Below are 13319 nucleotides of genomic sequence, written 5' to 3'. Positions count from 1 at the left end.
TGCCGCCAGCCGCCTTCAAAACAGGAATGAAACCAACTGGAGGGATATGAATGTCAGAATTCAAACAACAGGAGTTGTTCTGGGGAAGTATGTTTCAAGCGGAAGACCGCCCCAGTGCATTCCCTTCGTTTCAAATGTCCAACACAGCATTAAAGCGTGATATAACGAGGGCATCTGACTGTATTCACAGCTCATTGAGTGAAGATGTATCACGCCGCATCCTGACCATGACGAATCAAACGCCGATGGCCGTCTATCTGGTTCTCCTGATCGGAATTGAAGCCCTGTTATACAAATACACAGGGGAAGAGAGGGTGATTACAGGGGTTCCAACCTTTGAAGACGAAACTGATGAGGAGCTTCGTTTAGATCAACTCCTGTTAATCAAACAGAATATCAATGTCGACAGTACGTTTAAATCGATATTCCAAGAACTGAAACATACGCTGGACGAAGCAATCTTATATCAAAACGTTCCTTTTGAGAAAATGGCCGGACAGCTGCCGCTGAATTACAATACAAATCATTTGCCGATCATCCATACGGTTGTGTCATTAGAGCAACTTCATTCTGATCGTTTCATAGAAACGGCTGCTTCAGATGCTTTATTTCAGTTTGCTATGGGGGAAAACTCGATTGATTTAAAGTTATTTTTTAATGACCAAACCTATGACCGCGAGTACATGATGCAGGTAATCGGACATTTAAATCGTCTATTTTCTATCATATTATTTCAGCCCGACCTCACCCTCGGCCAAGTGAATATGTTATCTGAAGCGGAGACAAATACATTTCTCCTTGACTATCATTATACGAAAACAGCATATCCGCGGGATAAGACAATTACTCAGTTATTCGAAGCGCAGGTAAAACGAACACCGGATCAAGCAGCCGTTATTTGCGGTGAAAAGAAATTCACGTATCGCCAGCTCAATGAACGCGCCAATCAATTAGCCCGAACGTTAAGAGCCAAGGGCATCGGGAAGGATCGGCTCGCAGCCATTATCAACGATCATAGCATTGAGCTGGTCGTGGGAATACTGGCCGTATTAAAAGCAGGCGGTGCCTATGTGCCAATTGATCCGGGTTATCCGAAGCACCGCATCCAGTATATAGTAGATGACTCCGAAGCTGATATCATCTTGACAGAGAGCCATCTCCGACAACAGTTGGATCTTTCGGGCCCAATGGTTTTCATTGATGAAGAAAGCTCTTACCACAAGGACAGCACTGACCTTGAACCGATCAGCAGTGCGAAGGATTTAGCTTATGTCATCTATACGTCAGGCTCTACAGGCAAGCCTAAAGGTGTGGCGATTGAGCATCAAGGCTTAACCAATTATATTTGGTGGGCCCGCAAGGTATATGTCAAAGGAGAAAAAACTACCTTTCCGCTCTATTCGTCCATCGCTTTTGATTTGACAGTAACATCTGTTTTCACGCCGCTTATTACCGGGAATGCCATGATTATCTACGGAGGCGAAAACAAGGCGGTCTTGCTTGAATCCATTGTACAGGATCCAAGAGTTGATATTATCAAATTGACCCCGGCTCATTTGCGGTTATTAAAAGAAATGAACATTCCTCCTGAGTGCGCCATTCGGAAATTCATCGTTGGCGGCGACAATTTAAGCACTGGGCTCGCTCGAAACATCAGCAGGCAATTCGGCGGCAGAATCGAAATCTTTAACGAATACGGGCCTACAGAGACAGTCGTCGGCTGTATGATCCATTCCTTTGATTCACAACATGACAGAAGGGAATCAGTGCCGATCGGAACCGCCGCAGACAATATGAACATTTCTGTACTCGATAAGAGCATGAAGCCGATGCCGATCGGCGTCCCGGGAGAAATCTATATCAGCGGGGACGGTATTGCCAGAGGTTATTTGAACCGGCCGGAATTAACAGCGGAAAAGTTTCTGCCGCATCCTTTTGTACCGGGGGCAAAAATGTACCGGACAGGAGACTTGGCCAGGCGGCTTCCGGACGGTAAGATCGAATACCTCGGAAGGGCCGACCACCAGGTGAAAATTCGCGGTTACCGCATTGAAATCGGTGAAGTCGAAGCCGCATTTATTCATATACAGCCGATTCAAGAAGCTATCGTTATTGCACACGAAACCGATGGAGAAACATCTTTGTGCGCCTATTATACAGCACAGCATTCTTTAACCGTAAGTGAAATCCGAGAACATCTGTCCCGGCAGCTTCCCGACTATATGATACCTGCTTATTTCATACAGCTGACAGCGATACCGCTTACGTCCAACGGAAAAATCGATCGTCAGGCATTGCCTGCTCCAACAGCCAATCTCACAGGTGATACCTATATAGCTCCGCGGACAGAGCTGGAAAAAACCCTAACCGAAGTGTGGGAGTCGGTATTAGGCGCAGAACGCGTTGGAATCGACGATCACTTCTTTGAGCTTGGGGGAGATTCAATTAAGTCGATTCAAGTGACTTCAAGCTTATATCAATCAGGGTATAAGCTTGACATCAAACACTTGTTCAAGCATCCGACAATCGCTGGTGTTGCTCCTTTTGCAGAGCCGGTCACGCGAATTGCTGAACAAGGAGAAATCAAAGGCCGATCGCTGCTGACACCGATTCAACACTGGTTTTTTGCCCAGCAATATCCTGATTCGCACCATTATAATCAATCTGTCATGCTTTATTTTAAAGAGGGGTTGGACGAATCGAGGCTCCAAAAAGTCATGAAGAAGATTGCAGAGCATCACGATGCTTTACGCATGGTTTATGTTCCGACAGACCACGGATATGAAGCCCGAAATCGGGGGATCGATGAAGGAGATTTATTCAGCCTTGAAGTGTTCTCATTACTCGAAGAAACCAATCCCGCCCAAACGATAGAAACGATCTCCAATGGCATTCAGCAATCCATCCATTTAGCCGGAGGACCTCTTATGAAACTGGGATTGTTTCAATGCCAGGATGGAGATCATTTGCTAATGGCGATCCATCATCTAGTTGTCGATGGCGTCTCGTGGAGAATTTTACTTGAAGATATAACATCGGCTTATGAGCAGCTCAAAAACGGCGAATCGATCACGCTGCCTAAGAAGACAGATTCCTACCTTTTATGGGCTGAACAATTGAAACGTTATGCAGAAAGTCACGAATTTGAAGCCGAAAACCAATACTGGTTCGAACAGCAGTATATCCCGCCTTATGCATTGCCAAAGGACAATACACAGGATGCTGGTCTGGTCAAAGAAAAGGAAACGATCATCGTCCAATGGACAGCGGAAGAAACCGAATGTTTATTAAAAAAATCTAACCGGGCCTATACGACTGATTTGAACGATTTATTGCTGACCGGACTTGGGATGGCTATCTATCGTTGGACCGGCCATGAAGACATTCTCATTAGTCTGGAAGGGCACGGCAGAGAATCTATTTTCCAAGACCTTGATATATCACGTACAGTGGGATGGTTCACAAGCCAATACCCTGTTTCTCTCCAAATCAAAGCGGATCAAGATATCTCAAAGCGTATTAAAACAGTAAAAGAGCAGCTGCGTCAGATTCCCCAAAAAGGAATAGGATATGGTTTGATCAAATATTTATCCGATCATCCGAAAGCACCTGACTGGACCGGACATCCGGAAATCAGCTTCAATTACCTCGGCCAATTCGATCAAGATGTCCGAAATGGAAAAATCGAGATCTCCCCTTACTCCGGCGGGGAAATTGCCAGCGACAGGCATCCCATTACCTATGCGCTCGATATAAACGGCATGATTTCAGACGGACAGCTCTCACTGGCTATCAGTTACTCTGGAAAACAATATCGAAGAGAAACAATAGAAAGATGCGCCGATCTCTTAAAGAGCAGCCTGCAACAAGTTATCGAACATTGTACAGCTCAAGAACAAATTCAACTGACGCCTAGTGATATTTCGCTAAAAGACATCACAATCGCAGAATTAGACCAATTTGCTCAGCAAACACAGCATATTGGCGACATTGAAAACATATATCCGTTAACCCCCATGCAGAAAGGTATGCTGTTTCACAGCTTAATCGATTCAGCTTCCAGAGCTTATTTTGAACAAGCCGCTTTTGATCTCAAAGGAGATTTGGATATCGAAGCCTTTACAATGAGTTTATCGCAGCTGGCAGACAGACATGAGATTCTTCGGACTCATTTTTATACGGATTGGAAAGATCAGCCTCTACAAATCGTATTTCGAAAAAAACCGATCGAAATAACCGTTGAAGATATTCGAACCATGAAGGATGAACAACGCGCCAAGTTCATCGCCGACTTTGTACAAAAAGATCAAGCAAGAGGATTCAATCTTACTCAAGATGCGTTAATGCGTGTCTCAATCCTTCGTACAGAGGACGACCAAGCACGAGTGATATGGAGCTTCCATCATATTTTAATGGATGGCTGGTGTATGCCTCTTATTACAAAAGAAGTGTTTGAAACCTATTATGCAATTCTCGATAGAAGGAAACCGAAACGGGAAGCCGTTCCCCCGTACAGCCGGTATATCGAATGGCTGGAAGATCAGGATCATAAAAATGCTTCAGCCTATTGGCAGAAATATTTGAACGGCTATGAAGGGAAGACTGTTTTGCCGAAAGAACCTGTTTCAAACCAATCTACTGGATATCAAAAACAAAGGCTTGCATGTCACCTGGGAAAACAGCTTTCTGAGGAAATCAAACAGACCGCAAGCCAACATCACGTCACCGTAAACACTTTGATACAAAGTGCATGGGGCTTGCTGCTGCAGCGATATAACAACAGTCAGGATGTCGTTTTTGGAACGGTCGTATCCGGCCGGCCGGCAGAAATCCCGGGGATTGCATCTATGGTCGGTTTATTTATCAACACCATTCCCGTACGTATTTCCGCTCAGCCTGAAATGACCGTTGAACAAGTATTGAAGATGAGCCAAGATCAGGCACTGGCTTCTCAGGCATTTGATACATTTCCATTGTATGAAATACAGGCTCAAACCGAACAAAAGCAGCAGCTGATTAGTCATATTATGGTGTTTGAAAATTATCCGGTCGAGAAACAAATGGAGCACTTGAAACAGGATCGTGACGCATTGAACATTCTCAATTTTCATATGGAGGAGCAAACCCATTATGATTTCAATTTCATTGTCATGCCTGCAGAAGAAATTGACATTCATTTTGTGTACAATGGCAACGTCTATGATCATGATAGTGTCAAACGGATGAAAGAGCATTTTCTGCAAATCATTAAGCAGATGGTGAAAAACCAGACAGCGCACATTCGAGATTTAGATATAGTGACAGCTGATGAACGCTCGCTTTTGATCGAAACATTCAATAATACGGCAGCAGAGTATCCAAAGGAAAAGACACTTCATCAATTATTTGAGGAACAAGTGCAACGTACGCCTGATCAAGCGGCTGTTATCTTCGGAGAAAAACAGCTGACATACCGGGAACTGAATGAAAGAGCAAATCAACTTGCCAGGACATTGCAATCAGAAGGCGTGCATCCAGATCAGCCGGTCGGGATTATGTCCGAACGTTCATTGGAAATGATCATAGGACTCTTTGGGATTTTAAAAGCCGGGGGCGCGTATGTACCGATCGATCCGAGTTATCCAGAAGAGCGTATTCGATATATATTGGAGGATTCGGATACGAAGCTGTTGTTAACACAGAGTCATTTGAGGAAGGGCGTACCTTTTAAAGGGAAAGTGTTGGATCTGGAAGATCCGCGATTCTTCAAGGAAGATGCTTCGAACTTGAAGAAAACAGTCAGTCCGAATCACTTAGCTTATGTCATCTATACTTCAGGATCAACGGGGAAACCAAAAGGAGTGATGGTTGAGCACCGATCCGTCGTCAATCGTCTCGTTTGGATGCAGGAAAACTACCCGCTGGACAAGCAGGATGCCATTCTGCAAAAAACCCCTATTACCTTTGATGTATCGGTGTGGGAGTTGTTCTGGTGGTCGTTAACAGGTTCAAAAGCAGTATTGCTGCCAAACGGAGGAGAGAAGAACCCTGACATCATTTTAGAGACGATTGCGAAAGAAAATATTACCGTTATGCATTTTGTACCTGCGATGCTGCATGCTTTTCTCGAGTCCATGGAGCAGAAAACCGACGACGAATTACAGAGAAAGCTGGCGTCATTAACATATGTATTTGCAAGCGGCGAGGCTTTAACGCCTGCGCACGCTGCCGGATTTCATCGCATCATCACACCGGTAAGCGAGGCTCAAATCATCAATTTATACGGGCCGACAGAAGCAACGATTGATGTATCGTATTTTGAATGTGAAACGGGAGAAACGCTCGACTCAGTTCCAATAGGTAAACCGATTTCCAACATTCAATTGTATATCGTACAGCCTGAATCAGAACTTCTTCAGCCGCTCGGTGTGCCAGGAGAGCTGTGTATCGCAGGAGACGGGCTTGCGCGTGGCTACTTGAACCGTCCGGAGCTGACAGCTGAAAAGTTTGTAAATCACCCATTTGAAGCAGGAAAGCGGCTTTACCGGACAGGAGACTTAGCAAGATGGCTGCCCAACGGTAATATCGAGTATATAGGGCGAATCGATCATCAGGTGAAAATCCGCGGGTACCGGATTGAACTCGGCGAGATCGAAACGTCGTTATTACAACTCGATGCAGTCAAAGAAGCAGTTGTCACCTCAGTTGAAGAAAAGGGCTCCAAGCAGCTCTGTGCCTACTTGACAGGGGACAAAGCACTGAATGCAATCCATTTGAAGGAGAAATTGCTGCAAAAACTGCCTCTATATATGATTCCAGCCTATTTTGTACAAGTAGACAAGATGCCAATCACTAGTAATGGTAAAATCGACCGAAAAGCTTTGCCGGCTCCTGAGAAAAATAAGGTGGCCGGAACTGAGTACACAGCACCGAGAACACCAATTGAAAAACAGCTGGCTGAGATATGGAAGAGCGTTTTAGCCCTCAGTAACCCGGGAATAAAAGATCACTTTTTTGACGTTGGCGGCCATTCACTCAAAGTATTGCAATTGATTCATCAAATGAACGCCAATATGGGAATCAAAATGCATTATCAAGCCGTATACGATTTTCCAACCATCGAAACAATGGCACGCGCCATTCTAACCGAGGTGTTCGAATCCAAGACAAATAATGTCTTTGTGAAGCTGAATCAGGAAGGTTCAATCCCTGTATTCTGTTTTCCGCCTTTAATCGGGTATGGGCTGGTTTATCATGAAATGGCGAAAAGGCTTGACGGCGCTTGTACCGTCTATGCCGCTGATTTCTTGGAAGATCAGTCTCAAAAAGAGATCGTTGACCAATATGCAGAAAGCATGATGCGCATTCAGGAAAAAGGGCCGTTTGTTTTGCTTGGTTACTCCGCAGGATCAAATGTGGCTTTTGAGGTTGCTAAAACTTTGGAGCAGCGGGGACGTATCGTATCTGATGTGATAATGCTGGATTCTAGAATGACCGTTACGGTTACGCATTTATCGGAACAGGAAATAGAAGAGATCGTCCAACTGAATATGGACATTATTCCAGATTACTACAGAGAACTATTAACCATTCCTTCGATTAAGGAGAAAATCAGAAGCTACCTTGCGTATCACAATGAACTGATTAATTCCGGCGCCATCAATGCCAACATACATCATTTGTTGTGCGGCGATTCAACTGATAGAGGGTGGACGCAATCAACTGCACAGCAATACCTTGAGTACAAATTAACAGGAGATCATGTGACAATCTTTGAACCTCAGCATATCGAAGAAAATGCAGATGCAATTCGAACGATTATCAACAGGATTGCAGAACGGGTTCCTCAAGGACTTGCTGTTAATGAACAACTGTCAACGGAATCGTTTGCCGGAGATAGGAAGTTTCACAAAATATAAATAATCTAATACAACATGCCGCTGAGACAGTTAGCGGTCATGTTTTTATGAGAAAGAGGAGCGTAAAATCCTATGTTTGCAACAATTCACGCTAGAAATTTTCCATTTTTATGCATTCTTTACGACCTGTTGTCATCAAATTTTAAAAGAAACCCATTTTAAGAAAAAGGAGGATGTTAACTTATGATGAAAAAACGCAGCGTATGTTTATGGGTTCTAGCTTTATTTTTATTATTGAGCTGCTTCACCGGGAAGTCTGCGTATGCCGTCAGTACCACAATTGCAAAACATGCAGGGAAATCAAATCCGCTGATAGACCATCATTTGGGAGCGGATCCGTTTGCACTGACATATAACGGAAGAGTCTATATTTATATGTCAAGTGATGACTACGAATATAATAGTGACAGGACGATTAAGGATAATTCGTTCGCCAATTTGAATCGAATTTTTGTCATCTCTTCGGCGGACATGGTGAACTGGACAGACCACGGAGCCATTCCAGCAGCAGGTGCCAATGGGATAAATGGCGGCAGAGGAATTGCGAAATGGGCGGGTGCGTCCTGGGCTCCGTCAGTCGCAGTGAAAAAGATCAATGGTAAGGATAAATTCTTCCTTTATTTCGCAAACGGCGGCGGAGGGATCGGGGTTCTCACCGCAGACAGCCCAACAGGTCCATGGACAGATCCGATCGGAAAAGCGTTGCTTACAACAAGTACACCAGGAATGTCCGGTGTTGTGTGGCTTTTTGATCCGGCAGTATTCGTAGATGATGACGGCACCGGCTACCTGTACGCCGGCGGTGGCATTCCTGGCGGCTCAAATCCAACACAGGATCAATGGGCAAATCCGAAAACAGCAAGAGTCATCAAATTAGGGCCTGATATGACAAGTGTTGTGGGAAGTGCATCTACGATTGATGCGCCTTTCATGTTTGAAGATTCGGGAATGCATAAATCTAACGGAACCTATTACTATTCCTATTGCATCAATTTCAGCGGCGTGCATCCGGCCGATAAGCCGCCAGGTGAGATCGGCTATATGACCAGTTCAAGTCCCATGGGTCCCTTTACGTATAGAGGGCACTTCCTGAAAAATCCGGGTGCTTTTTTCGGGGGCGGCGGCAACAACCATCATGCGGTTTTCAATTTTAAAAACGAATGGTATGTGGTGTACCATACTCAAACTGTCAGTTCCGCTCTGTTTGGGGCTGGTAAAGGATACCGATCTCCCCATATTAATAAGCTTGTGCATCATCCAGATGGATCCATTCAAGAGGTGGCGGCAAATTATACAGGCGTAACACAGCTTTCCAATTTGAATCCATATAACCGGATAGAAGCTGAAACATTTGCCTGGAATGGACGCATTTTAACAGAGGCATCCTCAGCACCCGGCGGACCGATCAATAATCAGCATGTCACAAACATTCATAACGGAGATTGGATTGCTGTAGGTAATGCAGACTTCGGAGCGGGCGGTGCCAAGACGTTTAAAGCCAATGTAGCATCGGCTGCAGGAGGGAAGATAGAAGTTCGTCTTGACAGTGTAAACGGTAAGCTTGTAGGAACCTTGGATGTTCCTCCTACAGGCGGAGAGCAATCCTGGAGAGAAATAGAAACTGCGGTAAACGGCGCAACAGGTGTGCACAACGTATACTTTGTATTTAACGGAACAAATACAAGAAACTTGTTTCACTTTGATCACTGGCAGTTTACGCAAAGATAGCAAAAGCGACGAAGCTGATTGTTGCACAATTCAAAAAGCCATTCATGCATATGGAGGAGAGGAAAAAATGATGTCATGCGTAAAAAAAACAATTTGTGTATTATTGATGTGCTTCACTATACTATCAGTCATATTTACCGGGCCAGGAGCTGCTGAAGTTTTGGCAACAAGCGATGTAACCGTTAATGTATCTGCAGAAAAACAAGTGATTCGCGGTTTTGGAGGAATGAATCATCCTGCTTGGGTCGGAGATCTTACAGCACCTCAAAGGGAAACCGCTTTTGGCAATGGACAGAATCAGTTAGGCTTTTCTGTTCTCAGAATCTATATAGACGATAACAGAAATAATTGGCACAGAGAAGTTGCAACTGCAAAAAGAGCGATAGAGCACGGAGCATCTGTGATTGCCTCGCCCTGGAATCCCCCAAGTAACATGGTTGAGACCTTCAATCATAATGGGGATACATCGGCTAAACGGCTGAGATACGATAAGTATGCCGCATACGCGCAGCATCTTAACGATTTCGTTACCTTTATGAAGAATAATGGTGTGAATCTGTATGCAATTTCTGTTCAAAATGAGCCTGATTTTGCACACGACTGGACATGGTGGACGCCGCAAGAAATACTTCGCTTCATGAAGGAAAACGCCGGCTCGATTAATGCCCGTGTCATTGCGCCCGAATCATTTCAGTACCTAAAAAATATATCAGACCCCATTTTGAACGACCCACAGGCGTTTAGGAATATGGATATTCTTGGCGCTCATCTGTATGGTACTCAGATTAGCCAGCTCCCTTATCCTCTTTTCAAACAAAAAGGAGGAGGGAAAGAGCTGTGGATGACGGAAGTATACTATCCGAACAGTGACAATAATTCAGCAGATCGCTGGCCCGAGGCATTGGGGGTTTCAGAGCATATTCACCATTCAATGGTTGAGGGAGATTTTCAAGCTTATGTATGGTGGTACATTCGCAGATCATACGGTCCTATGAAAGAAGACGGCACGATCAGCAAACGCGGTTACAATATGGCGCATTTCTCGAAGTTTGTGCGTCCCGGCTATGTAAGGATCGATGCAACGAAAAATCCGAATGCAAACGTTTACGTGTCAGCCTATAAAGGTGACAACAAGGTCGTTATTGTTGCCATTAACAAAAGCAACACAGGGGTCAACCATAATTTTGTGCTGCAGAACGGATCTGCTTCTACAGTATCTAGATGGGTCACGAGCAGCAGCAGCAATCTTCAGCCTGGAACGAATCTCAATGTAACCGACAATCATTTTTGGGCCCACCTTCCAGCCCAAAGCGTGACAACATTTGTCGTAAATCGTTAAGGGCATCTAAGCAAGCGATGCGCCGGGTATAATCTAGGAGACTTTTAAGCAAAACATTTGCTGAAATTCAACGCTCTTCTATAGTCTGAAAAAGCGATGTTCCAATCGGAATATCGCTTTTTTCATCTCGTATCTCGTTTGAAGCCGTATGTTTCAAGGCCGAGGTAAATGACGAGAGAAGCATAACGATACAGTGCATCTGAAAAATGAAACTACCTGTCCCCAACATAGAGAACAGATAGCCTATAGAATAAATAAAAAATAGCAGAACTAAAATAATACGTCTAAAGAAACTAGAGTAGGGTGCAGTATTCCCCGAGCTAACATTTTACCAATTTTTAGGATTTAAGTTATTAGCAAATTGCATGATTAAAGAGAGTGCCATGACAGCTCAAAATAGAATAAATATCTTACGAGGATAAAAAAGTGAAGGTCAAACCAATGGGAAATGAAGTATTTAATTGGGTTTACATGTTCCGAAGCACTCGAAAATTGTGATCATAGTAGTGAGGCTGTTGATACTCTTATCAGCAGCTTTTATAAAACGTTTTTCTGGCTATGAATTGCTATTTCTCGCCATCTTTAAATTCCTTCATTAGCATACTCTTCTCAATCTAAGATATGTAAAACCTTCATTCAATTGCATTGAGTCCCCTGAGAATCTTCTCTGTCTTTATATAAAGCCCAAACCTCATTCTATTGATCATCCAAGAAGCTATTTACTGCTTTCTCTTTTTTCGGGTTCGATACTCACTGATATTTACATAAACAGATATAAAAAATGATGCAGAGGCATTCACCTTTTTTCGTTTTAGCTAGCAAAATGAACGATCGCTGGAGTTTTTTCTGCATATGATAGCTGGAACTATTCAAAAAGGCAGGGGATGAAGTTGAGTGAATGATGTGATTGTAAATGGAGGTTTTGAAACAGGAAATCTGACGGGCTGGGCTTCTGCAAATACGTCTGTTATTAATACTTTTGCCCACTCTGGAAGTTATTCCGCACAGTTTATCAGTAGCCAGCCGTATGCTTTTTTAGGGCAGGTGGTGCCTGTCGTTTCTGGGCAATCTTCGGTATTCATCGTTTCGCTTAGAACGATTGAAAATAATCCAAGTCCTCAAGTAACTATACAAATTTTATTTTTTAACAATGAAGGGGAAGAGATTGAAGGAGGACAGGAAATTATCATTGCTTCCGGAAGTTTGCCAAATATCTCATTTAATACATGGAATGAGATATATAGAACAATTGAAACCCCCGCGGAAGCAGTAAACGCAGTGATAGTAATAAGTAAAACTACTACTGGATCTGTTCTAATTGATGATGTTTCTTTAATAGAGTCTGCCGGGGAGATTGGCCCTACTGGACCTACGGGACCTACTGGACCTACGGGACCTACTGGACCTACCGGGCCGACGGGTGTAACTGGCGCTACCGGACCTACTGGATTAAGAGGAGCGACTGGAGCGACTGGGCTTACTGGCGTAACCGGACCTACTGGGCCGACGGGAGTTACTGGACCTACTGGACCCACTGGATTAAGAGGAGTGACTGGGCCGACCGGGCTCACTGGTGTAACCGGACCTACTGGGCCGACCGGAGTTACTGGCGCTACCGGACCTACTGGACTTACGGGAGTAACTGGACCGACCGGGCTCACTGGCGTAACCGGACCTACTGGGCCGACGGGTGTAACTGGCGCTACTGGACCCACTGGATTAAGAGGAGTGACTGGGCCGACCGGGCTCACTGGTGTAACCGGACCTACTGGGCCGACCGGAGTTACTGGCGCTACCGGACCTACTGGACTTACGGGAGTAACTGGACCGACCGGGCTCACTGGCGTAACCGGACCTACTGGGCCGACGGGTGTAACTGGCGCTACCGGACCTACTGGACTTACGGGAGTAACTGGGCCGACTGGGCCGACTGGGCTCACTGGCGTAACCGGAGTAACTGGGCCGACCGGAGTTACTGGGCCTGCTGGACCGACCGGGCCGACTGGTGACACTGGCGCTACCGGACCTACTGGGCCGACTGGTGATACCGGGGCTACTGGACCGACCGGGCCGACTGGGGATAATGGTGCTACCGGACCGACTGGACCTACTGGTGATACTGGTGCTACTGGACCGACTGGACCAACTGGCGCTACCGGACCTACTGGGCCGACTGGAGATACTGGCGCTACCGGACCGACCGGACCTACTGGGCCGACTGGAGATACCGGCGCTACCGGACCTACTGGGCCTACTGGGGATACCGGCGCTACTGGACCAACCGGACCTACTGGGGATACTGGACCGACTGGGCCGACTGGAGATACCGGTGCCACTGGACCTACTGGGCCAAC

The 13319-nt window shown here is 45.3% G+C and carries 4 protein-coding genes; all 4 read left to right on the top strand.

Annotation, left to right across the window (positions count from 1 at the left end; translation table 11 throughout):
• Positions 1-50 precede the first annotated feature (50 nt).
• Entirely contained in the window at positions 51-7898 is a 7848-nt protein-coding gene (locus BTW01_RS17225) for a non-ribosomal peptide synthetase (protein ID WP_162104204.1), read from the top strand.
• A gap of 183 nt (positions 7899-8081) precedes the next feature.
• A complete protein-coding gene (locus BTW01_RS17220) occupies positions 8082-9626 on the top strand; it encodes a glycoside hydrolase family 43 protein (protein WP_162104203.1) in 1545 nt (514 codons plus the stop codon).
• A 67-nt stretch (positions 9627-9693) separates the two neighbouring features.
• The gene (locus BTW01_RS17215) at positions 9694-10965 is read left to right on the top strand and encodes a glucuronoxylanase (protein WP_162104202.1); all 1272 of its coding nucleotides are present in this window, start codon (positions 9694-9696) and stop codon (positions 10963-10965) included.
• Between the two features lie 894 nt (positions 10966-11859).
• Positions 11860-13319 (top strand): NTTRR-F1 domain (locus BTW01_RS17210; protein ID WP_162104201.1); only part of this gene is annotated, 1460 nt, incomplete at its 3' end.

The sequence above is a fragment of the Bacillus sp. SKDU12 genome, assembly GCF_010093085.1.
Classification (GTDB): Bacteria; Bacillota; Bacilli; order Bacillales; family Bacillaceae; genus Bacillus; species Bacillus mexicanus.
This window is presented reverse-complemented; position numbering and strand designations above follow the sequence as displayed.

Excerpts from the sequence above, each read along its gene's own strand:
- BTW01_RS17225 (WP_162104204.1), top strand. The coding sequence starts at position 51 with ATGTCAGAATTCAAACAACAGGAGTTGTTCTGGGGAAGTATGTTTCAA.
- BTW01_RS17220 (WP_162104203.1), top strand. The coding sequence starts at position 8,082 with ATGATGAAAAAACGCAGCGTATGTTTATGGGTTCTAGCTTTATTTTTA.
- BTW01_RS17215 (WP_162104202.1), top strand. The coding sequence starts at position 9,694 with ATGATGTCATGCGTAAAAAAAACAATTTGTGTATTATTGATGTGCTTC.